This window comes from Pelagibacterium sp. (assembly GCF_965249125.1).
In the GTDB taxonomy this organism is placed as follows: domain Bacteria; phylum Pseudomonadota; class Alphaproteobacteria; order Rhizobiales; family Devosiaceae; genus Pelagibacterium.
In genome coordinates this window covers 1,140,544-1,165,775 of sequence record NZ_OZ252217.1, presented here as the reverse complement: position 1 = coordinate 1,165,775, position 25,232 = coordinate 1,140,544, and the positions used below count along the sequence as shown (strand labels likewise).

Here is a 25,232-nt window from a genome sequence, read left to right as displayed (position 1 = left end):
TCGCTTAACGCGAATAGAATTCCACGACCAGGTTCGGTTCCATCTGCACCGGATAGGGCACATCGCCCAGGGCCGGAACGCGGACAAAGGTCGCGGTCATCTTGGAGTGGTCGGCATCGACGTAATCGGGCACGTCGCGCTCTGCGAGCTGAACGGCTTCGAGAACGATTGTGAGCTGCTTGGAGCGCTCACGGATCGAGATCACGTCGCCCGGCTGCACGTTGTAGCTCGGGATGTTGACGCGCTTGCCGTTGACCTGCACGTGGCCGTGGTTGACGAACTGACGGGCAGCAAACACGGTCGGCACGAACTTGGCGCGGTAAACGATGGCGTCCAGACGGCTTTCGAGAATGCCGATCAGGTTTTCGCCGGTGTCACCGCGACGACGGGCAGCTTCAGCGTAAACGCGCTTGAAGGCCTTCTCGGTGATCGAGCCGTAATAACCCTTCAGCTTCTGCTTGGCGCGCAGCTGAATACCGAAGTCGGAAAGCTTGCTCTTACGGCGCTGGCCGTGCTGGCCGGGGCCATAGGCGCGGGCGTTGAGCGGGGACTTCGGACGACCCCAGATATTTTCGCCCAAACGGCGATCGATTTTGTGCTTCTGCGAATGACGTTTCGACATCGCTTGTCCTTTCAAAACAAAGATAAAGACAGCGCCCTCCTCTGTCCCCTCTTGCGAGGCGACCGACAGACCGTGCGAAAAACGTGAATTCCAGGTCCGGCTCGAAAGCCGACCCCAAAACGCAAACCGACGGTCCCGGGTGCTTCCCGACAGGCCATGCCCGTTCAGGATGGCCGGTTTCTAGGGGGCAAAGCGCCTAAAGTCAAGCGCCCTGGCTCGCTCTGCGCTCGCGGTGAAACACATATAGTCCCGACGCCAGGATGATCGCCGTGCCCACCCAGGTCCACAGATCGGGAAAATCCCCGAACACGATATACCCCACGATCGTCGCCCCGATGATCTCGATATATTGGAACGGCGCCAGCGTCGAAGCCGGTGTACGCCGAAACGCTTCGGCAAACAGAAAGAAGGTGACGCCCGAGAACATGCCCATAAAGACCAGTTGCGCCCAGGGCCCGCCTGTATCGATGCCCCCCGAAATACTCACCAGTTCGAACTGGCCCAGCAGCGAAAAGCCGACCCCGATCAGCACCATGGCCACAAGCGAAAACCAGAACTGCATGGAAATGGCGTCCATGTGGCGGCCCAGTTTGCGCATGACAATCGCATTGGAGGCAAATCCGGTCGCGGCAATCAGCGGCAGAATCGAAGCCCAGCCGAAAATATCCCAGCTCGGCCGAATGACGACCACCGCCCCCACCAGCCCGACTGCCACCGCCACATAGCGTCGCCAGCCGGTCTTTTCTCCCAAGAGCAGGCTGGAGAGAACTGTCAGGATCAACGGCTCCACGAAAAAGATCGCAATGGCCGTGGCAATCGGCATGGTGACGAACGCGCCGATCAGCGATGACAGCACGATCGCCATGGTCGCGCCGCCCAGAAACACAAGTCCCCATGGTCCCCGCGCCAGCCGCCGCCGCATCACGACGATAAACAGCCCCAGCACCGTCATCTGGAACGTGAACCTCCAGAAGGCGATCTCGAACGGGCTGAGAACGCCCGTGAGGCTTTTCGACATCGCGTCGCTGATCGGCACAAGCAGAACCGCCGCGATCATGAACGCCATCCCGCTTTGCGGTGAACCGGCTCCAGCACTGGGAGCGGGCGATTGCGTGGCGACCATGACAGACCTGATTGAAAATACGGGAGGGGTTTGTGCCCCACCCTAGCGACGAGACCGGGGCGCGGCAACCTCGACCCTATTCTGCCTCGTCCTCATCCTTGTGGCGCGACGGATTGGGTCGTTCATGCCGCCGGTCCAGCGCCGCGACGATCCCGCGCAGCGTGCGCACCTCCTGGGCGTTGAACCCGCCGCGCGCGAACATGGCGCGAATATTGTTCATCATTCCGGGCCGCTTGGCCGGGGTCTTGAAAAACCCCGCCCGGTCCAGAGCTTCGCCCAATTGCTCGGTCATCGCCGCCAATTGCCCGCGTGGCGCCGGCTCACCTTCATCGGCCGAAAACGGCAATGGCTGATCCTTGAGCGCCGCGCGCCGCCATTCATAGGCCAGCACCAGCACCGCCTGCGCGATGTTGAGCGAGGCAAAGGCCGGTTCCACCGGCAGCGTCACGATGGCATCGGCCAGCGCCACCTCGTCATTGTTGAGCCCCCAGCGCTCGCGCCCGAACAGGATGCCCGCCTTCTGCCCGCCTCCGATATGGGCCGACAACTGGTCCGCCGCCGCATCCGGCCCGATCACCGGCTTGAACATTTCCCGGTTCCGCGCCGTCGTCGCCAGCACCAGATTGAGATCGGCCATCGCCTCGTTGAGCGTGTCGAAAACCCGCACCCGCTCGATCACCGGCAGCGCCTTGGCCGCCGAAGCGGTTGCCTTCTCATTGGGCCACCCGTCGCGCGGATTGACCAGCCGCAAATCCCAAAGCCCGAAATTGGCCATGGCGCGCGCCGCCGCCCCGATATTTTCGCCAAGCTGGGGCTCGACCAGAATGATCGCCGGCGTGGGCCGGAATGCGAACTCCTTGCTGCTGTCGGTCCCCGCCATCAGTTTGCCCCCCGCCCTGCGCGCCATTCGTCCTCGAGCATGGCGTAAACGAACTCCTGGTCCCATTCGCCCTTGAAAATTGCGTGCTCTCGGAAATGAGCCTCGCGCCGCATGCCCAGCTTTTCCATCACCCGCCATGAGCCGGCATTGCGCGCATCGCATCGCGCCGAAATCCTGTGCAGGCCGACCGCCTCGAAACCGATGGCCATAACGGCCCGCGCCGCCTCGGTCGTATAGCCCTGGCCCTGGAAAACCGGGTTCATCACATATCCGATCTGGCCCTGCCGCGCCGCGCGGTCCTCCAACATCAGCACGACATCGCCGATCAGTGCGCCGCTCGCCCTGAGAATGACGGCATATTGAAGCCCTTCGCTGTCCTGGCCCTGCCCGTCCATGGCGATCCAGCGCGGGATCAGTTCGCGCACCCGCTCCAGCGACCGTGGCTCCCACATGCAATAGCGGGCCACTTCCGCCAGCCCCTGATAGGCGGCGGCTGCCTCGGCGTCAGTGGGCTCGAACCGGCGCAAGGTCAGCCGCTCGGTCTCAAGGGGAAAAAAATTCATCAGCGTGACGCCCTTCAACTCTCTGGCCCGGCTCTACTGCGTGGCGTTGGCGATGGCAAGATTTGCGCTGGATTTGTCCGCGTGCTCGTGCCAGCTTTTGGCCATGCCGACACTGGACCTCGATGAGACCGCCTATTGCGCCTGCGGCGCCGTCAGCCTTCGGATCGAAGGCCCGGTCCTTTCGATGCTGGTCTGTTCGTGCCTCGATTGCCGCAAATCGACCGGCACCGGGCATTCGGCGGTCGTCCTGATGTCCACCGATGCGGTCGAGGTTTCCGGAGACGTAAAGGGACACGCCCGCCGGGCCGCTTCCGGTTCCGAAATCACCCGCAATTTTTGTCCCGTATGCGGCACCCCATTGTTCGCCGGGACCGCCCGCGCGCCCCTTCTGACCCTGATACCAGCCGGCCTGTTCGACCAGCCCGACTGGTTTGCGCCACGCCAGGCGATCTTCTCGCGGACCCATCTCGATTGGGACGTCCTCGACGAGGCGTTCCCGCACTATGACACCTATCGCGACAATGGAGGTTTTTGATGTTTGCAACCGGACGATGCCTGTGCGGAGCCATAAGCTTTTCGGTCGCCGAACCGCCGATCCGCACGGCCCAGTGCCATTGCGAGGATTGCCGGCGGCTGACCGGCACCGGCCACATCGTCCAGGCCTTTTTCAAGACCGAAGGTGTGACTGTCAGCGGACAGCCCGCCGTGTTCGAGAATATTGCCGATAGTGGTAGCAAACGCCGCCGCTCGTTCTGCCCTTCCTGCGGCTCCACTCTGTTTTCCGAACGCAACACCGCCCCGGGCGTCATCGGCATCGCCATAGGAGCGTTCGATAATTCTGACTGGTTCAGCCCCGGAATGGTGTTTTACACAAACCAGCGCCCGCAATGGGACCCTGAAGTGCCCGGCGTTCAGGCTCACGAGAAAATGTAGATGAGCCAGGCCGCAGACGATCTTGCCGACCGCATTCGCGAACGCCTTGCCCCCATTCCGGGGATCTCCGAGCAAAAAATGTTCGGCGGACGAGCGTTCATGCTCGACGGCAATATGGTCTGCGGCATCATGAAGAACGGAGCCCTGCTCGCCCGCGTCGGCAAGGACGGCTACGATGCCGCCCTCGCGCTTCCCGGCTGCCGGCCCATGACCATGGGCGCCAAAACCATGTCGGGCTTCGTTGAAGTCGATGGTGAAGTGCTCGAACCCGACAGCGGCCTCGCCCAATGGGTCGACCGCTGCCTGGCCTTCGCCGCCACCCTGCCCCCGAAATAGGTCAGACCCGCCCGAAAACCAGCGTCGCGTTGATGCCACCGAACCCGAACGAGTTCGACATCACATAGTCCACCTTTCGCGCGATGGGTTCATTGGGCACCAATTCGAAATCCCTGCCCTCGGGCACCGGATCGTCGAGATTGATCGTGGCGGGCAGCATCCCCTCACCCAGCGCCATCACCGAAAACATCGCCTCGATGGCACCCGCCGCGCCCAGAAGGTGCCCGGTCGACGACTTGGTCGACGAAATCGCCAGCGACTTGCCCCGATCGCCAAACACAGCGCCAATGCCCGCCAGTTCAGCGGCATCGCCCACCGGCGTCGAGGTTGCATGCGCGTTGATGTAGCCCACGGCATCGGGGGAAATGCCCGCCATTTTCAAAGCCTTGCGCATAGCCACCTGAGCGCCCGCGCCATCCGGCGACCCCGCCGTCAGGTGATAGGCGTCGGCCGAGGTGCCATAGCCCGCTACGACCGCAAGCGGCTTTGCCCCGCGCGCCCTGGCATGGCTGAGTTTTTCGATCACCAGCACCGCCGCCCCTTCGGCCAGCACGAACCCTGAGTGTCCGGTATCGAACGGCCGTGACGCCCTGTGCGGTTCATCATTGTAAGAAGAGGTGAGCGCGCGCGACGCGCCAAACCCGCCAATCGATATGGGATCGACCGACCCTTCGGCCCCACCCACGACAGCCACTTCGGCCTCCCCGGTCAGGATCAACCGCATGCCGTCGCCAATCGCCTGCGCCGATGCTGCGCACGCCGTCACCGGGGTTCCAATCGGCCCACGAAACCGATGCACTATCGAAATCCACCCCGCCGCCATATTGGCGAGGAACGAGGGCACGGTGAACGGCGAGAGCCGCCGCGGCCCCTTTTCGGCAATGGTGCGCGCCGCCTGCGCCATGACCGGCTCCCCGCCGACCCCGGACGCGATAATCGTCGCTGTCGCTTGCTGGCTTTCATCGTCCTGGGGGTGCCAGCCGGCCTGATCGAGCGCCTGCGCCGCCGCGGCCAGCCCATACTGGATGAAACGATCCATCTTCTTGATCTCCTTGGGCTCGATCCATTCGGCCGGATCGAACCCTTGGGGATCATTGGTCTTGTCCGGAACCAGCCCGGCGATGTGGGAGGCAAAGCCCGTCGTATCGAAGCGATCATTGCGCACGATCCCGCTCCTGCCCGCGAGAAGCCTTTCCCAATTGGTCGCAACGCCCACGCCGAGCGGAGACACCACTCCCATGCCGGTTATCACAACCGGATCATCGCTTTGCATCGAAAGTCTCCATCACTTGTTCTGGATTTATTTGCCGTTCACGCGTCCGCGTGGTCGCCCACCTCACCGGCGGTAAGCGCGCGCAACCCGCAAAGGAAGTCTTCAGCCCCCGGATCGGCCACCAGCGCGCGCAATTCGACTTGCGACTCCCGCCAGAGCGGCAGGATGTCATCAAGCAACGCCGCGCCGTCTTCGGTCAGTTCATAGTGTCGGACATTGCCCTTTTCCGGCCGCGCCGCGACCACCAGCCCGCGTTTGTTTAGCGGCTCGAGATTGCGCAGGAGCGTCGTCCGGTCCATCGAAATCCGGGCCGCCATCGAATTGACCGACATACGCGGCGAGTTCTTGACGGTCATCAGGACGGTGAACTGGATGACCGAAATTTCGAAGGGCCGAAGCACCTTGTCATACCGGCGCGTCAGCGCCCGGGCGGCCATCACTGTGTTGAGCACGAGGCAGTCGAAAAAGGCGAAGGTCATGGCGCCAAACTATAGTGTAATTACACATGTGTAAATACACTATACTGATGCCGTCGAACCCGCTGTCGCTCGGCAAGCCCCCCTTCGTGGCGAGAGACTTTGCGCCTTACCAATGCTCTGCTATAGGGACCGCGAACTTTGGCTGGCTCGTGCTGGCCGAACCGGATTTTTGCGCGCGAGGAGCACATATTTATGACCAAGATCAAAGTCGCCAATCCCGTCGTCGAACTCGACGGCGACGAGATGACACGCATCATCTGGCAGGCCATCAAAGACAAGCTCATCCACCCCTACCTCGACATCGATCTTGAATATTACGACCTCAGCGTCCAGAAGCGCGACGAAACCGACGACCAGATCACCGTTGACGCCGCCAACGCCATCAAGAAGCACGGCGTCGGCGTGAAATGCGCAACCATCACCCCCGATGAAGGCCGCGTCGAGGAGTTCGGTCTCAAGAAGATGTGGCGTTCGCCCAACGGCACCATCCGCAACATCCTGGGCGGCGTGATCTTCCGCGAGCCCATCATCTGCAAGAACGTGCCGCGTCTCGTTCCCGGCTGGACTCAGCCGATCATCGTGGGCCGTCACGCCTATGGCGATCAGTACCGCGCCACCGATTTCAAATTCCCCGGCAAGGGCAAGCTGTCCATCAAGTTCGTTGGTGAAGACGGCCAGGAGATCGAGCACGAAGTGTTCGATGCTCCCGCTTCGGGCGTGGCCATGGCCATGTACAACCTCGACGAGTCGATCCGCGATTTCGCCCGCGCCTCGCTCAACTACGCCCTCCAGCGCGGCGTCCCCTGCTACCTCTCGACCAAGAACACAATTCTCAAGGTCTATGACGGTCGCTTCAAGGATATCTTCCAGGAAATCTTTGACGCCGAGTTCAAGGAAAAATACGAAGCCAAGAAGATCTGGTACGAGCACCGCCTGATCGACGACATGGTCGCCGCCGCTCTCAAATGGTCCGGCGGCTACGTCTGGGCCTGCAAGAACTATGATGGCGACGTGCAGTCCGACATCGTTGCCCAGGGCTTCGGCTCGCTGGGCCTGATGACTTCGGTTCTCATGACCCCCGATGGGCAGACCGTCGAAGCCGAAGCGGCCCACGGCACCGTGACCCGGCACTACCGTCAGCACCAGCAGGGCAAGGAAACCTCGACCAATTCCACGGCCTCGATCTTCGCCTGGACCCGTGGCCTCGCCCACCGCGCCAAGCTCGATGGCAATGACGAGTTGGCAAAGTTTGCCTCGACCCTCGAAAAGGTCACCGTCGACACCATCGAACAAGGCAAGATGACCAAGGATCTGGCGCTTCTGGTCGGCCCCGATCAGCCCTGGCTCACCACCATGGGGTTCCTCGACGCCATCGATGCCAACCTCCAGAAGGCCATGGCGTAGGCCTCCCTCCCCTGCATCTACCGAGGCGGCCCCCAGGGCCGCTTCTTTTTTTGCCTGCGCCAAAGTCCTCGGCGATTTCGCTCGACGGCGCCCGGCATCCGTCATAAGAGCGAACCGGACTCCTCGCCCGAGAAGCGTTTCACGAGAGCTGGAATTTAACGATGCCAAGCGGCGTCCTCATCGCATTTGCCGCCTATGCCAGCTTTGCGTTTGGCGACGCGACGATAAAGAGCTTTGGCGGCACGATGTCTGTCTTCCAGATCGGCTTTTTCGTCACCCTGTTTTCCTTCGTCCCCGCCCTTCTCGTAAAGCCCCGTGGCGAGCGCTGGCGCGACGCCTTCAAGCTCACCCATGTCTGGCTCATGCAGCTGCGCGGCATCTGCGGCATCGTGTCGATGGTGATGGTCACCATCGCTTTCACGACAATCCCGCTCGCCGAAGTTTATGCGCTGGTCTTTCTCACCCCGATCATCGTGACCATTCTTTCGGTGGTGATCCTGCGCGAATCCATGACCCCGTCACGCTGGCTTGCCTTAGCCGTCGGCTTTATGGGCGTCATGCTGGTCGTCCGCCCCGGATTCCGCGCGCTCGAATTGGGTCACCTGACTGCCGCCTGCGCCGCTCTGTCCGCCTCGGTGGGCGCCATCGTGCTCAAGAAGGTTTCGTCCGCCGAGCGCCGCGTGTCGCTTCTGGGTGTGCTTTTGACCTATGCGCTGATCTTTAACGGCATCGCCATGATTCCCGATTTCACAGTCCCTTCGCTCGACCAGATCGGCAAGCTGCTGCTCATCGGGCTGTTCGGTGGCACCGGGCAATTGCTCATGATAGCGGCAACCCGCCGCGCCGCCGCCAACCAGATCGCCCCGACCCAGTACAGCCAGATCTTCTGGGCCATCGCGCTGGGCGGACTGTTCTACGGCGAATATCCCGACGCCGTTGCGATTGTTGGACTGGCGATTGTCGTTGCCGCCGGTATCGCGACCCCCGGTGTTGATGCCGCGCGGTCCATCCTCGGCGCCCGTCTGGCGCGCTTCGGGCGCCGGAAGCCAAAGCCGTTTCCTGACCCGAGCAAGCAAACGGCCGATCCCGAACAGGAACCGGCCGCCATCAAATGATCGTCTGACATACGCGGCGTCAGGCCGAAAGATGCGCCTTGATCGCCTCGACGGCCGCCTGGGCCTGCCCGGCATCGGGGCCACCGGCCTGCGCCATGTCTGGCCGACCGCCACCGCCCTGCCCACCAAGCGTCGTCGACCCGATCCGGACGAGATCGACGGCGCTGTAGCGCGAGACCAGATCTTCGCTCACGCCAACCGAAATTCCGGCCTTGCCGTCCTCGGTCGTGCCCACAATCACCACGATCCCCGAACCGATCTGCTTTTTGCCCTGGTCGACAAGTCCGCGCAGATCCTTGGGCTGGAGCCCCTCGACCACGCGCCCCATGAAGGTCACGCCATTGATCGTTTCGCTGGCCGCGCCATTGGCGGCACCGCCTCCCATCGCCAGCTTCTGGCGCAGATCGGCCACCTGGCGTTCAAGCGCCCGCCGCTCTTCCACAAGCGCTTCCACCCGCGACACAGCATCGCGCGGCGAAACCTTGAGCGCCGCCGCGACGGTCTTGAGCTGGTCTTCCTGCTCGTTGAGATAGGCACGCGCGCCATCGGCGGTCAGCGCCTCTACACGCCGCACACCCGCAGCGACCGAGCTCTCCTGGACGATCTTGACCAGTCCGATATCGCCGGTGCGCCGCACATGGGTGCCCCCGCACAACTCCATCGAATAGGTCTTGCCCGTCTTTTCGCCTTCAAGAGCGGTCCCCATGGAAACCACCCGGACCTCATCGCCGTATTTCTCTCCAAACAGCGCCATGGCGCCGGCCTTAACGGCGTCATCGACAGCCATCAGCCGCGTTTCGACCGGCGCGTTCTGCAAAACGATGGCGTTGGCCATGCGTTCGACCTCGGCCAGTTCCGCTTCGCTCATCGGCTTGGTGTGCGAATAGTCGAACCGCAGCCGGTCGGGCGAAACCAGCGACCCCTTCTGGGCCACATGGCTGCCCAGGACCTCGCGCAGCGCCTCATGCAGCAAATGGGTCGCCGAGTGATTGGCGCGGATCGCAGTGCGGCGGGAATGGTCGACCTTGAGCGTCAATGCCTCATCGATCCTGACAGTCCCGGCCTCGACCCTGACCCGGTGGGCGAACACGCCCCCGGCCTGCTTGGTGGTGTCGAGCACGACGATCTTCGCGCCGTCCTCGCTCTGCATGGTCCCGGTGTCGCCTACCTGCCCGCCGCTTTCGCCATAGAACGGGGTCTGGTTGAGAACGATGAAACCTTCCTCGCCCGCGTTGAGCGCGTCCACGCTTGCCCCGTCCTTGACCAGCGCCTTTACCGCGCCGTCGCTGTCTTCGGCCTCATAGCCCAGAAATTCGGTTGGACCGGCGGCGTCGGCTATCGGGAACCACACGGCGCTCGTTGCCGCGTCGCCCGAGCCCGACCAATTCTTGCGCGCTTCAGCCTTCTGGCGCGCCATGGCCGCGTCGAACCCGGTCTGATCGACCGACACGCCCCGCAGCCGCAACGCATCCTGGGTCAGATCGAGCGGGAAGCCATAAGTGTCGTAAAGCTTGAAAGCTGTTTCGCCAGCCAAAGTGTCGCCCTGCCCGAGCCCGGCACTCTCGTCCTCAAGGATCTGCAGCCCGCGGCTGAGCGTCTTGAGAAACCGCTCTTCCTCCAGCCGGATCGTTTCCGAGATCATCGCCTCTCCGGAAACGAGGTCCGGATAGGCTTGCCCCATTTCGCGCACCAGCGAAGGCACGAGCTTGAAAATGGTCGGCGCGTTGGTCCCCAGAAGGGTCGCATGGCGCATGGCGCGGCGCATGATGCGGCGCAGCACATAGCCGCGCCCCTCATTGGCCGGCAGCACGCCGTCGGCGATCAGAAATGACATCGAGCGCAGATGATCGGCAATGACGCGGTACGAGGCGACGGTCTCTGCCGTCGGTCCCTTCCCGACCGCCGAAGCGGTCGCATCGATCACGTGTCGGAACATGTCGGTTTCAAAGACGCTTTCGACCCCTTGAAGGATCGAGGCCATGCGCTCGAGCCCCATGCCTGTGTCAATCGAGGGATTGGGCAGGGCTTCCTGCGTGCCGTCGGCAAACTGCTCATACTGCATGAACACCAGGTTCCAGAACTCGAGGAACCGGTCGCCATCTTCCTCGGGCGTACCCGGAGGGCCACCCCAGATATGGTCGCCGCGATCGATGAAGATTTCCGAGCACGGCCCGCAAGGGCCCGTGTCGCCCATGGTCCAGAAATTGTCCGAAGTGGGGATGCGGATGATCTTGTCGTCGGACAGCCCGGCAATCTTTTTCCAAAGCCCGGCCGCTTCGTCATCGGTATGATAGACGGTGACCAGCAGCTTGTCCTTGTCGAGTCCGAACTCCTTGGTGACCAGCGTCCAGGCCAGATCGATGGCCTGTTCCTTGAAATAGTCGCCGAAGGAAAAATTGCCCAGCATCTCGAAAAAGGTCAGGTGCCGGGCGGTAAAGCCCACATTGTCAAGATCGTTGTGCTTGCCGCCGGCCCGAACGCATTTCTGCGACGTCGTGGCCCGCGAATAGGGACGTTTTTCGAGCCCGGTAAAGACGTTCTTGAACTGCACCATGCCCGCATTGGTGAACATCAGCGTCGGATCGTTGCGTGGCACCAGCGGGCTGGAAGAGACCTTCTCATGTCCGTTCCTGGCAAAGAAGTCGAGGAAGGTTGAACGGATGTCGTTTACGCTTGTCATGATCGAACTCAAAAACCCTGTCTGCGGCCAACGCGCCGCACCATATCTGTCGTTCTGGATGCGCCGGTTACGCGGCCGACTACGCCCCGTTTGAACGGCTGAAAACCTGAGCAAGCCTTCTAGCGTGTGCATCGGGCGAGTGCAATGCGAAGGCTGCTGCCACCGGCCAATAAGTCGCCGTGGCAAATCGCACATCCGCAAAAAGAAAGGCGCCGGTTACCCGGCGCCAGGAGGTCATAGACAAATTCTAACCGTGCCGCGATGAGGGCACCGCGACTATAGACCTAGTCTTCGCTATCCTCGGCGCTGTCCTCACCTGCCGTGATCAGTTCGGCGGCCAGAAGCCCCGCGCTTTCGCGCACACCGTTTTCGATCTGGTGAGCGATTTCAGGATTGTCCTTGAGGAACTGGCGTGAATTCTCACGCCCCTGCCCCAGCCGCTGGCTGTCATAGGAGAACCAGGCGCCCGACTTTTCCACGATCCCGGCCTTGACGCCCAGATCGAGCAGCTCACCGGTCTTGGAAACGCCCTCGCCATACATGATGTCGAATTCGACCTGGCGGAACGGTGGGGCCATCTTGTTCTTGACCACCTTGACACGCGTCTGGTTGCCCACGACTTCCTCGCGGTCCTTGATCGCGCCGATGCGGCGGATATCGAGACGAACCGACGAATAGAATTTGAGCGCATTGCCGCCGGTCGTGGTTTCGGGCGACCCGAACATCACGCCGATCTTCATGCGAATCTGGTTGATGAAGATCACCATGGCCTTCGATTTCGAGATCGAGGCGGTGAGCTTGCGCATGGCCTGGCTCATCAGGCGTGCCTGAAGCCCTGGCAGGGAATCGCCCATCTCGCCTTCGAGTTCGGCGCGCGGCGTCAACGCCGCCACCGAATCCACGACCAGAACGTCGATTGCCCCCGACCGCACCAGCGTATCGGCGATTTCGAGCGCCTGTTCGCCTGCATCGGGCTGGGAAATCAGCAATTCATCGATATTGACGCCAAGCTTGCGGGCATAGGTGGGATCCAGCGCATGCTCTGCGTCGATGAACGCGCAGATGCCGCCGCCTTTCTGGGCCTCGGCCAAAACATGCAGGGCCAGGGTGGTCTTGCCCGAGCTTTCCGGACCGAAAATTTCAATGATACGCCCGCGCGGCAGGCCACCGATGCCCAGCGCGATATCGAGACCGAGCGAACCGGTGGAAATCGATTCGACATTGACCTGGGTGTTTTCCCCAAGCTTCATGACCGAACCCTTGCCGAAATTGCGCTCGATCTGGCCCAGAGCGGCCTCGAGCGCCTTGTTCTTGTCCATCGAACCCCCGTCAACCACGCGAAGCTGTGAAACTGCCATTGTTAGCTCTCCTTATTTCACCAAATGCCCTGCGCGTGCAACGCGATCGGTCGGCCCTCAACGCCTATTTCTAAGTTGCATATTTGTTCTCATTTTGTTTTCGCTATGTCAAGAGACAAAATGAGAACATCTATAAGGGCGGAACCGTCCTGCCCCGCGATCATTGCAAAAGTGAACCAGCATGGAGGCGGCAATGAACATAGCCACGGGAATCGCCATCGGAATCGCGATCGGCGCCGGCATCGGTGTCGCGATCGATAACATCGCCACGGGAATAGGCATCGGCATTGCCATCGGCGCGGGCCTCGGCGCCGCGTCTCTCGCCGCCTCTGGCTCCTCGAAAAAAGACTAGGCGTCTGGTCCCATTGAATTGGGTACGGACCCTACTCCTCGCTCGCCGCCGGACTGCCCGAAAGCACTTCCTTGACCTTGGAATTGATCTGGTCGAGCGTATAGGGCTTGGGCAAAAATTCCACGCTCCTGTCGTCCTCCAGCCCCTGGCGCACGCTTTCCTCGGCATAGCCGGAAACGAAGATCACCTTGAGCCCCGGATAGAGCTTGCGCACATGGGTGAGCAGCGTCGGCCCGTCCATTTCGGGCATCACGACGTCGGAAATGATCAGATCGACCTTGCCCTCGACCTCTTCGAGCACCTCGAGCGCTTCTTCGCCCGATCCCGCCTCGAACACTTCATAACCGGTCGTCGAAAGCGCCCGCGCCGAGAACATGCGCACGCTTTCCTCGTCCTCGACCAGCAAAATGCGCTCATTGCCCGTCAGGTCCCGAACCGGCGCGGCGACCGCCTTGACCACTTCTTCTTTTTCAACCGGCACATGCCGTGGCAGCAGCAGCCGGAAGGTCGTGCCCTTGCCGATTTCGGATTCGGGATAGATGTAACCTCCGGTCTGCTTGATGATGCCATAGACCATGGACAGCCCCAGCCCGGTCCCCTTGCCCAGTTCCTTGGTCGAAAAGAACGGTTCGAAGATCTTTTCCATGACCTCCTGGCTCATGCCCGTGCCGGTATCGCTCACCTCGATCAAAACGAAATCGGCGGGGACGAACCCCGGATAGCTGAAAGTCTCGGCCTCGGCCTGCTCGACATTGCGCGTGCGCAGGGTGATCTGCCCGCCTTCGGGCATCGCGTCGCGCGCATTGACCGCAAGGTTGATGATCACCTGCTCGAGCTGCACCAGATCGGCGCGGATCGGCCACACGTCGCGCCCATGCTCCACATCGAGTGTCACATGCTCGCCGATCAGGCGTTTCAAAAGCACAGTGAGGTCGTCGATATGCTGGGGCACTTCGAGCACCTGCGGACGCAGGGTCTGGCGCCGCGAGAAGGCCAGAAGCTGGCGCACCAGCCCCGCCGCGCGATTGGCGCTCTGCTTGATCGACATGATGTCGCCAAACGAGGGATCGGACGGTTTGTGCTTGAGCAACAGCAGGTCCGAAAACCCGATGATGGCGGTCAGGACGTTGTTGAAATCGTGCGCCACACCGCCCGCCAACTGGCCCACCGCCTGCATTTTCATGCCCTGGGCGAACTGTTCTTCCAGCTGACGCTGCTCGGTCATGTCCAGCGCATAAAGGATCGCCGCCTCGTCGCTTTCCCCGCCCTGCTCCACGCCGGATATGAACATGCGCACGCTGCGCGGTTTTTCTCCGGGGATCGTTGCGTCGACCGGCGCGATCTCGGACCGGTGCCCCTTGGCATCGACCAGCGCCATGGCCAGCTTTTCGCGGCTTTCCGGATCGATAAGCGCGGCCACATTGAGCCCCTCGATCCCGCGTTCGCCCGAGGTCAGCCCGAAAATCCGGGTAAAGGGCGCGTTGGTGCGCACCACTTTTCCCTCAGCATCCAGCGCCGCGATGGCGATCGGGGTGTGATTGAAGAACCGCGAAAAGCGCACTTCGGCGGCCCGCAATGCTTCCTCGCCCTCGATGCCGCGCGAGCGGTCGAGCACCAGCGTGCGGGTTTCACCAAGCTCGCCCTCGGCCAACCGCGCCGCGCGATGGAGCAGGCGCACCGGCAGATTGGTCCCGTCGTGGCGCACCAGATCGAGATCGATCACTTCGGTGCGCACCGCCCCGTCCTGCCCGCCGCCCATCAGCAAACCCGCGCCATCGCCCTGCACGATCTCGCCAAGGTCGAGATCGCCCGCCTCGAAGGCCGCGAGGTCATAGCCGAGCCAGTCGGCCAGCGTCGAATTGATATACTGAATCCGCCCGCGTGCATTGGCCGAAAAGAACCCGGCCGGCGCATGATCGAGATAGTCGATGGCCTTTTGCAATTCGACGTAGAAATTTTCCTGGCTCTCGCGGTCGCGGGTGATGTCCTCGACCGTCCAGATCACCGATTTGCCCGGCGCCCCGTCATAATCGGGAAGACTGCGCGCGCCGATCCGGAACCATTGCGCCGAACTCTTGCCGCGCGAAATCCGCACATCCTCGACGATCGCCCGCCCGTCCCGCGCCGCGCGCGACAGCCGATAGACCGCCTCGCTCGCTTCGGGCTGGCTGGCAAACAGCCGCGGCACGCCCACCGGAACGCCCTTGGACACCGATTTGGACAACTCCGAATAGTGCGCGTTGGCATAAAAGATCTTGCCGTCGCGATCGGTCACCACCGCCCCGTAAGGCAGGCTGTCGACGATAGCCCGCGCCAGCGTGCGTTTTTCAGACCCACCAACGAACCGGAACAGCCCGGCCGCCAGCGCGAACAGCGAGAACACCCCGATGACCGACAGGACGCCCAGAAACAGCACGATCATCTCAGGCGATGCGGCGTCCCCCATCAGCGAGAATGCCACCGCCACGGCAACAAAAGCCAGCGAGAGGATCACCACCCGCCACAGCGCCGCATTGGACGACGGGCGCGCCGTCATGGGCTCGGGATAGCTGTCCTCGTCCATCGGGGCCACCGCCATCGCTTTTGTTCCTCACTACACCCGCCCGCAAATCGAATCGGGCATTCTATTGGTAGCAAACCCGGGTTTGCCTTGGGTAGTGCGGATTAACCGCTCGTTAACAGTCTCGGTTAATTTCCACTGCGCCAGCTCGAGCGGTTCTTCAGCCGCATCACATAGCCGATAATCTGCGCGACCGCCTTGAAGTGCTCGGCCGGAATGGTTTCCCCCACCTCGGCACCCGCGTAAAGCGCCCGGGCCAGTGGGGGGTTTTCAACGATCGGGATATCGTGATCCCTGGCCAATCCGCGAATTCTGAGCGCGATGGCATCGACACCCTTGGCCAGCACTTCAGGCGCAGCCATGTCCTTGTCGTATTTGAGCGCCACGGCAAAGTGGGTCGGGTTGGTCACCACAACCGTTGCGTCGGGCACCGCCGCCATCATGCGCTTGCGGGACCGTTCCATGCGGATCTGGCGGATGCGGCCCTTGACGTGCGGATCGCCCTCCATCTGCTTGTATTCGTCGCGCACTTCCTTGACCGTCATCATCTGGCGCTGCCACCATTTGTGGCGCATGTAGATGTAGTCGAGCAGCGCCACGATGGTGATGGCGATCAGGGTCGCAATGAAGATCTTGATGCCGATTTCCTGGAACAGCTCCAGCGTCACGATAGGGTCGGCGGTCATGATGGTCGATAGCCGGTCCCGGTCCGGCCAAACCACCAGCACCATGATTGTGGAAAACACGACGAGCTTGAACAGCCCCTTGCCGAAATTGACCAGCGCCTCGCTCGAAAACAGCCGTTTGGTCCCGGCCAGCGGGGAAACCTTTGAGAATTTCGGCTTTAGGTTTTCGGCTGAAAACACCATCCGGTGCTGCACCATGTTCCCGGCGATCCCGCACAGCGCCAGAAGGATCATGGGGATCAATAGCGCGCTCAAAAGGTTGATCGTCGCGCCATAGACGAACTGGTTGAACCCCGGCCCGCCTACCTCGTAAAGGTCCGCCCGGCCCAGATAATCGCCCAAGCTGGTCATGATCTGCGCGCTGGTGAACGGGGCCACGAAAGCAAAGATCAGCGCCGATCCAAGGATCATGAACCAGGTCGTCACCTCCTGGCTTTTTACAACGTCGCCCTTCTTGTGGGCGTCCTCGAGCCGCTTTTGGGAGGGGTCCTCTGTCTTTTCGCTCTGTTCGGGTTTGTCGTCGCTCATGGCTCAGGCTCTAACCCAGAAACTGCGAAAAATGATCTTCGAGATAGGTCATATAAAGGGTCATGGTGAGGCTGAGAAGCAGCGCGAACAGGATCAGCCCGATGATGATATTGGCCGGCATGGCCATGAAGAACACCTGAATTTGGGGCATCAGCCGCCCCAGAATTCCGAGACCGAGATAGAACACCAGGCCGAAGACCAGAAACGGCGCCGACATCTGCGTGCCGATCAAAAAAGCCTGCGCGACGATCTGCGTGGCCATCTCCGCAGCATCGCCCAGCATCAGGGGCGCGTCGGGCGGAAAATAACTGTAGCTGGCATATATTCCCGCCAGCAGCACGTGATGCAGATCGGTTGCGAAAATCAGCGTCACGCCCAGCATGGCGAGAAAATTGCCAACGATCGCCCCCTGCACCCCCGGCTGGGTCGGATCGGAGGTCTGGGCCATCGAAAGCCCCATCTGGAACGCAATCACCGCACCGGCAACCTGCGCGGCGGTGATGATAAGCCTTGTCAGCCCTCCAAGGATAAATCCGACGGCAAGTTCATGCCCCAGCGCCGCCATGAGCCCGCCCAGCGTCACCGGAACGGCGCCCAGATTGGGCAGGATCAACGGGTACAGCACCAGCGAAAACGCCAGCGCGAAGGTGAGCCGCAGCCGCATGGGGATCGTCGATTCCCCCAGCGCCGGCAGCAGCATGAGGATGGTGCCCAGCCGCGCGAAAATGAGGAAGAAATAATAGGCGACATCGGGGCCCCAGCTGACGCTCATTCCCCGCTACCCGCCCGTGATAATCATGTCGACGATCTGGTTCATATAGGCGCTCATCGTGGCGCCCATGAACGGCAGCGTGAGCAGCAGCGTGAAAAAGATCGCGATGATCTTGGGCACGAAAACCAGCGTCATTTCCTGGATCTGCGTCAAAGCCTGAAACAGCGCGATGATGACGCCGACCACCAGGCCCACGATCATCATCGGCCCTGAAACGATGATCAGCGTCCAGATGCCGGAGGTGGCGATGTCGAGAGTTTCTGCCCCGCTCATTTCAATCCCGCGCGATTCGTTAACGCCACCTTACACCAAACACCAACTGCCGCGGGGTACGAGTTTGGCTCAGACCGAGTCGAAAATGGTATTGGGCGAGCACCGGAAGCACAGGCGGCTGCCATTTGCAGCCCGCCTTCACGCAATCTAAATCGGCATACGCATGATTTCTTCATAGGCCGAGATCACCCGGTCGCGAACCGTGACCATGGTTTCCATCGCCGACTCGGTTTCGGCCAGCGCCGTCACCACGTCGACAACGTTCGCCTTGCCGTTGATCATGTCGACGGCCACCTGGTCCGAGCGCTGCCCGGTCTCCACGATACCGCTCAATTGGTCGGCCAGCATCTGCCCGAAATCGGCGCCCGAGGGCGATGCCGTTGGCGCGGTCAGCTTGCCGCCGGCCTGATCGGAAATCAGGCGCGAGACATTGCCGTAGGCTGCGGCGGCTGCATTGAATGGCGTGCTCATGAACTTGGTTCCTTTAGTTGTCGCGCTTCCGAACCGCAAAAGTGGGAACCACTTTTGCTCAAAGCCCTCCCCTAACCGCGCAGAATGTCGAGCGTCCGTCCCAGCATCTGGCGCGACACCGTCACGACGTTGAGATTGGCCTCATAGGTGCGCTGGGCCTCACGCATGTCCATGGTCTCGATCAGCGTGTTGACGTTGGGGTATTTGACATACCCGTTCTCGTCGGCCGCCGGATGGCCCGGCTCATAGCGCGAGGAAAAATCGCTCATGTCCGTGGCGAGCGCCCCCACCACCACTTCGGTGGCGCCCAGTTCGCGATTGAGCACCGCATGGAACGTTGGCACCTTGCGGCGATAGGGGTCCTCGTCGGGGGTATGCCCGGCGGAATCGGCGTTGGCCATGTTCTCGGCGATCACCCGCATGCGCGCCGTCTGGGCGTTGAGCCCCGACCCGGCGATCTTGATCGATGTCATGAAATCGTTCATGCGCTAGCGTCCTATACGTTCTTGCCCAGCGCGATCTTCATCAGCCGCATGGAGCGTGTGTAGAGTGTGGTCGCGGCCTGATAGTCCATCTGGTTGGTCGTGACCTTCATCATCTCTTCTTCCAGCGTCACCCCGTTGCCCTCGGGCATGACCTCGAAGCTGTTCATCGTCCGCGCGCCCATGGCCCGGCTCGGGTCGCCGCCCACCGAATAGTGGTTGCGGTTGGTCGCAACCGTCGTGACATTGGTGCCAGAACGGCGCGCCGTGCTCTCGATGGAGAATGGCGCCAGGTCGCGCCCGCGATAGCCGGGCGTTTCGGCATTGGCGACGTTCTCGGCCAGAAGCGTCTGGCGCGTCTGGTGCCATTGCATCCTGTTCTTGAGCGCGGCAAAGATGGGCAGGTCGCCAATGGCCATTTCGGGTCGCCGAATCCGGTTACAGTTCGTTAACTGGGCAAACTTTGCCCACTGCATGGTTAACGGCGCGTTAACCGATTGGAAACCAAAGGCCCGAAATCTCCCAATTTTGGACAAAGCTGGGCTATAGTAGGCAGCTATTGCCCAGCGCCGAGCGTCCGGCTATGTGTCGCGGGACGAGTTGCCCATTTCCAGGAGCGTGCCAGTGGGATTTCTGAACAGCCTTTTCGGCGGCGAGAACGGCTATCTGACAATGATCGTGGCGCTTGCCATCGTGATCGTATTGATCGTGCTCGCCGTCTGGCTCATCAAGCTGGTCGGCGACGCCTCTGCCAGCGTTGGCCGCGGCCGCAACCGGCGCCTGATGGTCATTGATTCCATTGCCATCGACAACAAGCGCCAGGCCGTCATCATCCGCCGCGACGAGACCGAGCACCTGATCGTCATCGGCGGCCCCAACGATCTCGTCGTTGAGGGTGGCTTTGAAGCCCCGCCCGTCCAGCAGGTCCAGCGCTCGCGCCGCAAGCCCGCCGAACCCGCGCCCGCCGTCGCTCCCGAGCCCCCTGCCCGGCCCGCTGGCAAGTCGCTGCGCCACACGGGCCTGCTACGCCCGGTCGAGGACAATGAACCCAAACTCGATGGGGGAAAGCCCGACAATAAGGGCCGCGGCGCTTCCGACTCAGCTACAAGCGTTGCCATGTCGGCCACCACGACCGTGGAGCCCGAGCCGCTGCTTGAAGCGAGGGAACGAGATTACGAGGACACGGCAACCAGGTCCTGATACCGAACCGCGCCGGGCCAAAGCGCCCCGCGCGGCACTCGCCGTTGCCCTTGGCCTTGCCGCCATCCTCCTGCTGCCCGCCACCGGGATCGCCCAGGATATCTCCATCGATTTCGGCGACGAAACCACGCTGACCGAACGCGCGATCCAATTGATCGCGCTCATCACCATCCTGGCGCTGGCCCCCTCCATCCTCGTGATGGTGACCAGCTTCACACGCATCGTTGTGGTGCTCTCGCTGCTGCGCACCGCCATCGGGCTTCAAACCGCGCCGCCGAACTCGGTGATGATTTCGCTGGCGCTGTTTCTCACCGCCTTCATCATGGCCCCCACCCTCCAGCAAAGCTATGAGTTGGGCATAGAGCCGCTGGTGGCCGGCGAGGTCGAAATCACCGAAGCGATCGAATTGAGCGCGGGCCCGCTGCACGAATTCATGCGCACCCACGTCCGCCCCCAGGACGTCATGCTGTTCATGGACCTGACCGAAACCCCGGCCCCGGAAAACCCCGAAGACCTCGAACTGCGCATCCTGATCCCCGCCTTCATGATCTCCGAACTGCGAAGGGCCTTCGAGATCGGGTTTCTTCTCTTTTTGCCCTTCGTGGTCATCGACATGGTCGTGGCCTCGGTGCTCATGAGCATGGGCATGATGATGCTGCCCCCTGTCATCATCTCCCTGCCCTTCAAGCTGATCTTCTTCGTTCTCGTCGACGGCTGGCACCTTGTGGCGGGATCGCTGATACGGAGCTTCACGGGGTGAATGACGTGTGCAATTTCGTCTATGAGTGTTAGAAAACAAAAAAGACGCCCTAAGCAGGGCGCCTTTCAATTGGGAAGTCGAGGATTCGTCCGCCTTGCGGCAACTGCCAATCTGATCTCGACTTTTCAAGGGCCAATATAGTCGCGAGGGGGCGCGTGGTCAATGGCAATCGATGAAGCCGACGTTCCGTTCATCATGCAGATATTGTCGGCAGAGCGCCTTGCCGTCCTCACTCAACTCACCGGAAACGCCAAATCGGCGATAGAACTCCATCAGGAAACGCTGAGGCTCGGAGCTAACCTACTAAACGTTATTGCGAGCATTGAAATTGCCCTGCGCAACAGCATCTGTGAAAATCTCGGTCAATTCTTCGGCGCGCCGGGATGGCTCATTTCACCACCACCACCATTTCAATGGCGCCTTACCGAGAAACTCAAAATCGCTGCGGCCGTCGATAGCGCCAGACGAGCGGAATACGCCAAACTGTCCCAAGCAGAAAAGCATGCATTGGATGGCGCGGCATTTCCAAATGGACGTCCTGCGAATCTGCCTCATTTGAGCCGCGCTAAAAAGCGCCGAACACATATCTCCGTAACCGATGGCAAGGTAATTGCTGAACTCACCTTTTACATATGGAAGCGGATTTACGGCCCCGATTATGAGCACTCCCTATGGCGGCCAACCCTCAAAAAGACGTTTCCAGACAAAAAATTGAAACGCGCAGATATCGCTGCACATCTGGAAATACTCTACCAGGCCCGCAACCGGCTCGCTCACCACGAACCGGTTCTCCATAGGCGTTTCGACGAAACCATGACGTCCATAGCCTTTATTGCGCAACGGCTGGGAATGGAAAAAGCCTCGGAAGGCGCTCCGTTGGCTGGCCTCGTCGTCGAAGATTTTGAGGGCACGCGCGCGCTTGCCGAAAAGCTGCACGCCGAACTGAATTCCTATCGAATTTGATCCCTACAAGCTCGCCACGGCCCCCGTCTCGGGCGCCGCGCGCAAGGGCGTCACGGCGTTCTGTCCGGCGTAGATTTCGCGATAGGCATTGAGAAACGCGTTGATCGCCTGCGTATCGGCAACCTGCCGCGCGATCTCGCGGAAATTGACCCCATTGGGATCGACGTTTTCCACCACGAAGGCAAAGACCGGCCATTCGGGGGTCGTCGACATGGCCTCTGAAAACCGGCTGCGCAGGCGGGCCAGCCCGATCTGGTCGTTGGAGAGCACATAGCCCACAGCCGCCTTGACCACATTGGTCCTCGCCATGGGGCTGAGACCACCGGAGTTCAGGTCGGGCGAATAGAGCGCCTCGATGGTTTCGCTCGCCGCCGAAAAGCGGTTGGCCTGCCACAGCGCATCGATGCGCAGCAATTCGGTATCGCGGCCCGTAAGGCTTGAAAGCAGGTCGAGCGCCAGATCGTGCCGATTGGCGTGAATGAGAGCACTGGCCTCGAGCACGCGACGCTGGCGTTCCAGTCCCGGCGGGAGGCCCGCCAGCCGCGTTTCATAGAGCACCCGCAGCGCTGAATTGGGATCGCGATTGGCGATATAGACCACCGCCAGATCGGCGGCCACCTGCGCGCGCGCCGCGCCATCGAGCCGGTTCTCGATCTGATAGCTGAGCAGTTCGGAGGCCTGGGCGAGCAGATCCACCTCGATCAGTCGTTGGGCGAGATTGCGGATCATCATGTCGCCCTCGGCCCCCGGCGGGGTGAGATGGCGATAGTCGTAATAGATCGATAGCGCCGAAACCGGGTCCAGCGCGTCGGCCTGCCCATCCAGGAACAGTCCGGAAAATTCGGTGCGCGCCCGCGCCAGCAGCCCATCGAGCGACCGGCTGTCATCGAACCCCATGGCCATCTCGCGGGTCAGAACGAACGCATCGCGATAGTCGCCATGGCGGTATTGCAGATCGGTGAGCTTGGTGACGATGTCGATTTCGAGCTGATCGCCGCGCCACAGGGTCGATTGCACCGCCAGGGTATGGATGGCCCTGGCGATATCGAGTTGGCCCATGTCGTCCAGGATTTCGATGGTGCGCAGCACGGCCTCGGCTGTCGAACCGCGCCGGTCGGCGGCAATGACCCGCCCATAGCCTTCCAGCGCATCCTCTTCGAGGCCGTTGATCTGGTCGAGGCGCGCCGACAACAACTGATACTCGGCGACCTGGTCGGGCGTCAGCGCGGCCAGATCGACAGCCCGGATCATATCGCCAGCCATGGTGGCATCGCTCTGTTCCACCGCCGCGCGGATGGCCGCCATATGAAAGCGCGCCCTGATCCAGTTGGGATAATTGTCGACCACATGATCGCCGCCGAACGCATCGAGCCGCGCGCCGGCGAAATCGCCAGCATCGACCTTGGCGATGGTGCGCCAGATCATGGCGTCGGCATCGTTGAGCATGGCCTCGGCGTTGAGCAGCCCCAGCGCATCCCCGTGCCGTCCGGCCAGCACATTGGCGGCGGCCCGCGTTGCGTTCATGGCCACCTCCAGGCTGGCCTGACGCAGGTCGCGCGCCAGCACGTCCAGAACGCCGATCGCCTCGAAGGCAAAATTGTTGCTCAGGTAGAATTGGGCGAGATCGAGCCGGGCGCGGTCGAGTTCCCTGCCCTCGGCCAGCGTCGCGCGCTCCATATATTCGTCCCGCCGAAGCACGAATTCATCGGGGTTCGGCGTCATCATCGCATTGAGGTCGAGCGCGCTGACGCTTGTTGCGTCCGGGGCGTAGAGCCGCTGCTGGCCCTCGTTCGTCGACACTGTGAGCCCGGCATCGGCCGCGATCACCGCGAACCGGTCCTCGATGGAAACGCTGACCCCCTCATGCAGCGGCTTGACCACCAGTCCATGAATGGAGCGCGGGGCCTGGAAATCCACAAAGCCCAGATCGCGCACAACGCCGCGCGCCGGCGGATAGGTGGTAACCACGTCGAGAATGTCGCCGACATCGGGATCGCGAAGCTGATGCACATTGGCGGGGCGTTCGAGATCGGCCAGCATTTCATAAAGCCCGGTGGGCGAACGGCGGCGTTCCAGCGTTACCGGCTGCACAGCCGAGAGCAGGATATCGCCCAGCGAAAGCACCCAGCTTTGCCCTTCCGAGGCCATCGTTGCCAGCCGGTTCCCGTCCAGCACCATGCGCACCACATAGGTCGCGCCCGTGCTTTCCACGGTAAGGTCGCGGGCCAGCCCCTCAAGAATTGCTCCCGATTGGGCGTCGGGGCTCACCAGCCGGGCCGGTGTGTCGAACAGCATCCATACGACATTGCCGCGCCGGAATACGGCAGCGGGGGTTTCCTCGACAAAGGGGAAAACGATGCGGACCGTCTGGCCCACGGTGCTGACAAAGGGTTGCACAGTGTCCTGGCCAACCGAAGCCATTTGCGCGGGGGCTTCCTCGTGCTCTTGCCCCGCCGCAACGGGTTCAGGAGCCGAAAGGGTCGCGGCGATCTCGCCAAGGTCCAGCCCTTCGGCGCTCGCATCGGGCACGTCGATATCGAGGATGAACTCGGTGCTCGACTGCTCGTAAAAGCGCACCGAAACATCCTCGGGGATGGTCATGGCGATCTCGGTATCGCCGCCATGCACGATATTGGTCACCTCGCCCAGCTGGGCGGGGCGGTCGGAAAGCACCTCGTAGAGATCGACGGGCACCGGCCAGTCGAACCGGATCGAGGCATCGTCCCCTTCACGGGTGAACTCGGCCTTGGTGCCCACGTTCCAGGTAAATTCGATACGCGAAAAGGTCTGATGGCGCCCCATCCTGATGGTGAGCTGGGGATCGTATTCGAGCACCAGTTCGGCGCGCCGGCGCTCCTCGGCGATCCGGGCGGCCTGTTCGGCGCGTTCGGCCAGCTTTGTGATGATTTCCGGCGGCAGCCCCGGGGGCAGCCCCACCCAATCGATGGGCAGAAGGTCGATATAGAGCTGCTCGCCCGCTGCCATGGTATTGATCTGGAACTGCTCGCGCATCCCCATGCGGATACCCGTGCGGTCGGGATCGAACCGGGCCACGGCGACATACTCGCCCAGCGTCGTTCCCACATCGGGCAGGAACCCGGCCATGGGCGTCTCGGGTGTCGAGATGACCAGCACGCCATTGTCGCTCGCGACGCTGTGCTCGGGCAGGTTCAACCGGTCGGGAAAGGTCAGGATCAGCCGCGCGAAATTTTCGTGCCGCTGCGCCTCGAAGGTGATGTTCTCCTGCGCAAAAGCCGCGCCGACCCAACCCGCAAACACGAAAAACGCCAGCAAGATCACTCTTGCAGCGTCTGCATATCCATAAATCTGGCGTCCACGTTTTCTTGTGGTCGAAAGCATTCTGCCTGCCGCCCTTATTCAAGGGCACACTAGGCAGCAGCGCTTAAGATGGGATTACC

The 25,232-nt window shown here is 61.8% G+C and carries 25 protein-coding genes; 9 read left to right on the top strand and 16 right to left on the bottom strand.

Annotated features, from left to right (window positions below):
* Window positions 1-4 precede the first annotated feature (4 nt).
* The 4 genes from rpsD to ACP148_RS05715 form a co-directional block, all read right to left on the bottom strand.
* Window positions 5-622, bottom strand: coding sequence for a 30S ribosomal protein S4 (rpsD, locus tag ACP148_RS05730; RefSeq protein WP_421951651.1), 618 nt, complete (start codon window positions 620-622; stop codon window positions 5-7).
* A gap of 202 nt (window positions 623-824) precedes the next feature.
* The gene (locus ACP148_RS05725; RefSeq protein WP_421951794.1) at window positions 825-1,688 is read right to left on the bottom strand and encodes a DMT family transporter; all 864 of its coding nucleotides are present in this window, start codon (window positions 1,686-1,688) and stop codon (window positions 825-827) included.
* A gap of 133 nt (window positions 1,689-1,821) precedes the next feature.
* Window positions 1,822-2,625: an RNA methyltransferase gene (locus ACP148_RS05720; protein ID WP_421951650.1), complete on the bottom strand. Its 804-nt coding sequence runs from the start codon at window positions 2,623-2,625 to the stop codon at window positions 1,822-1,824.
* Window positions 2,625-3,188, bottom strand: coding sequence for a GNAT family N-acetyltransferase (locus tag ACP148_RS05715; protein WP_421951649.1), 564 nt, complete (start codon window positions 3,186-3,188; stop codon window positions 2,625-2,627). The genes ACP148_RS05720 and ACP148_RS05715 overlap by 1 nt, the downstream gene beginning before the upstream one ends.
* A gap of 4 nt (window positions 3,189-3,192) precedes the next feature.
* On the opposite strand from ACP148_RS05715, the gene ACP148_RS05710 reads away from it, so the two are divergent.
* Genes ACP148_RS05710 through ACP148_RS05700 form a run of 3 tightly spaced genes read left to right on the top strand, consistent with a single transcriptional unit; the run spans window position 3,193 to window position 4,457 of the window.
* On the top strand, window positions 3,193-3,723 hold the full coding sequence (locus ACP148_RS05710) for a GFA family protein (protein WP_421951648.1): 531 nt from the start codon (window positions 3,193-3,195) through the stop codon (window positions 3,721-3,723).
* The gene (locus ACP148_RS05705) at window positions 3,723-4,121 is read left to right on the top strand and encodes a GFA family protein (protein WP_421951647.1); all 399 of its coding nucleotides are present in this window, start codon (window positions 3,723-3,725) and stop codon (window positions 4,119-4,121) included. Before ACP148_RS05710 ends, ACP148_RS05705 begins: the two co-directional genes overlap by 1 nt.
* Window positions 4,122-4,457 carry a TfoX/Sxy family protein gene (locus ACP148_RS05700; protein WP_421951646.1) on the top strand — a complete coding sequence of 112 codons (336 nt, stop codon included), beginning with the start codon at window positions 4,122-4,124 and terminating at the stop codon, window positions 4,455-4,457.
* Between the two features lies 1 nt (window position 4,458).
* Here the strand turns inward: ACP148_RS05700 and fabF are convergent, their stop codons facing one another.
* Window positions 4,459-5,730, bottom strand: coding sequence for a beta-ketoacyl-ACP synthase II (gene fabF / locus ACP148_RS05695; RefSeq protein ID WP_421951645.1), 1,272 nt, complete (start codon window positions 5,728-5,730; stop codon window positions 4,459-4,461).
* A gap of 38 nt (window positions 5,731-5,768) precedes the next feature.
* Window positions 5,769-6,209, bottom strand: a complete 441-nt coding sequence (locus ACP148_RS05690; protein WP_421951644.1) for a MarR family winged helix-turn-helix transcriptional regulator — start codon at window positions 6,207-6,209, stop codon at window positions 5,769-5,771.
* A gap of 192 nt (window positions 6,210-6,401) precedes the next feature.
* Here ACP148_RS05690 and ACP148_RS05685 point away from each other — a divergent pair, with 192 nt between their 5' ends.
* The gene (locus ACP148_RS05685) at window positions 6,402-7,613 is read left to right on the top strand and encodes an NADP-dependent isocitrate dehydrogenase (RefSeq protein WP_421951643.1); all 1,212 of its coding nucleotides are present in this window, start codon (window positions 6,402-6,404) and stop codon (window positions 7,611-7,613) included.
* A gap of 161 nt (window positions 7,614-7,774) precedes the next feature.
* Entirely contained in the window at window positions 7,775-8,728 is a 954-nt protein-coding gene (locus tag ACP148_RS05680; RefSeq protein ID WP_421951642.1) for a DMT family transporter, read from the top strand.
* 19 nt (window positions 8,729-8,747) lie between these two features.
* Here ACP148_RS05680 and alaS read toward each other — a convergent pair whose 3' ends face one another.
* Both alaS and recA read right to left on the bottom strand, forming a co-directional pair.
* The gene (alaS, locus tag ACP148_RS05675; protein ID WP_421951641.1) at window positions 8,748-11,408 is read right to left on the bottom strand and encodes an alanine--tRNA ligase; all 2,661 of its coding nucleotides are present in this window, start codon (window positions 11,406-11,408) and stop codon (window positions 8,748-8,750) included.
* Window positions 11,409-11,692: 284 nt separating this feature from the next.
* Window positions 11,693-12,766, bottom strand: coding sequence for a recombinase RecA (recA, locus tag ACP148_RS05670; protein ID WP_421951640.1), 1,074 nt, complete (start codon window positions 12,764-12,766; stop codon window positions 11,693-11,695).
* Window positions 12,767-12,959: 193 nt separating this feature from the next.
* Between recA and ACP148_RS05665 the strand changes: the two genes are divergently transcribed.
* On the top strand, window positions 12,960-13,118 hold the full coding sequence (locus tag ACP148_RS05665) for a hypothetical protein (RefSeq protein WP_421951639.1): 159 nt from the start codon (window positions 12,960-12,962) through the stop codon (window positions 13,116-13,118).
* 31 nt (window positions 13,119-13,149) lie between these two features.
* Here the strand turns inward: ACP148_RS05665 and cckA are convergent, their stop codons facing one another.
* From cckA to flgB, 7 genes are all read right to left on the bottom strand, one after another.
* A complete protein-coding gene (cckA, locus tag ACP148_RS05660; RefSeq protein WP_421951638.1) occupies window positions 13,150-15,696 on the bottom strand; it encodes a cell cycle histidine kinase CckA in 2,547 nt (848 codons plus the stop codon).
* 110 nt (window positions 15,697-15,806) lie between these two features.
* A complete protein-coding gene (flhB, locus tag ACP148_RS05655; protein ID WP_421951637.1) occupies window positions 15,807-16,892 on the bottom strand; it encodes a flagellar biosynthesis protein FlhB in 1,086 nt (361 codons plus the stop codon).
* A 10-nt stretch (window positions 16,893-16,902) separates the two neighbouring features.
* Window positions 16,903-17,664: a flagellar biosynthetic protein FliR gene (fliR, locus tag ACP148_RS05650; RefSeq protein WP_421951636.1), complete on the bottom strand. Its 762-nt coding sequence runs from the start codon at window positions 17,662-17,664 to the stop codon at window positions 16,903-16,905.
* 6 nt (window positions 17,665-17,670) lie between these two features.
* Window positions 17,671-17,937, bottom strand: a complete 267-nt coding sequence (gene fliQ / locus ACP148_RS05645; protein WP_421951635.1) for a flagellar biosynthesis protein FliQ — start codon at window positions 17,935-17,937, stop codon at window positions 17,671-17,673.
* 147 nt (window positions 17,938-18,084) lie between these two features.
* Window positions 18,085-18,408 (bottom strand): flagellar hook-basal body complex protein FliE, encoded by a 324-nt coding sequence (locus ACP148_RS05640; RefSeq protein WP_421951634.1) that lies wholly within the window; start codon window positions 18,406-18,408, stop codon window positions 18,085-18,087.
* A gap of 71 nt (window positions 18,409-18,479) precedes the next feature.
* Window positions 18,480-18,893 (bottom strand): flagellar basal body rod protein FlgC, encoded by a 414-nt coding sequence (gene flgC / locus ACP148_RS05635; protein ID WP_421951633.1) that lies wholly within the window; start codon window positions 18,891-18,893, stop codon window positions 18,480-18,482.
* An 11-nt stretch (window positions 18,894-18,904) separates the two neighbouring features.
* Window positions 18,905-19,309, bottom strand: coding sequence for a flagellar basal body rod protein FlgB (flgB, locus tag ACP148_RS05630; RefSeq protein ID WP_421951632.1), 405 nt, complete (start codon window positions 19,307-19,309; stop codon window positions 18,905-18,907).
* A gap of 205 nt (window positions 19,310-19,514) precedes the next feature.
* Here flgB and ACP148_RS05625 point away from each other — a divergent pair, with 205 nt between their 5' ends.
* The 3 genes from ACP148_RS05625 to ACP148_RS05615 all read left to right on the top strand — a co-directional run bounded on the left by ACP148_RS05625 (window position 19,515) and on the right by ACP148_RS05615 (window position 21,813).
* Window positions 19,515-20,090: a hypothetical protein gene (locus tag ACP148_RS05625; RefSeq protein WP_421951631.1), complete on the top strand. Its 576-nt coding sequence runs from the start codon at window positions 19,515-19,517 to the stop codon at window positions 20,088-20,090.
* A complete protein-coding gene (fliP, locus tag ACP148_RS05620; protein WP_421951630.1) occupies window positions 20,044-20,850 on the top strand; it encodes a flagellar type III secretion system pore protein FliP in 807 nt (268 codons plus the stop codon). The genes ACP148_RS05625 and fliP overlap by 47 nt, the downstream gene beginning before the upstream one ends.
* A 162-nt stretch (window positions 20,851-21,012) precedes the next feature.
* On the top strand, window positions 21,013-21,813 hold the full coding sequence (locus ACP148_RS05615; RefSeq protein ID WP_421951629.1) for a hypothetical protein: 801 nt from the start codon (window positions 21,013-21,015) through the stop codon (window positions 21,811-21,813).
* Between the two features lie 3 nt (window positions 21,814-21,816).
* On the opposite strand, the gene ACP148_RS05610 is transcribed toward ACP148_RS05615, so the two are convergent.
* Entirely contained in the window at window positions 21,817-25,107 is a 3,291-nt protein-coding gene (locus ACP148_RS05610) for a hypothetical protein (protein WP_425033232.1), read from the bottom strand.
* Window positions 25,108-25,232: the final 125 nt, after the last annotated feature.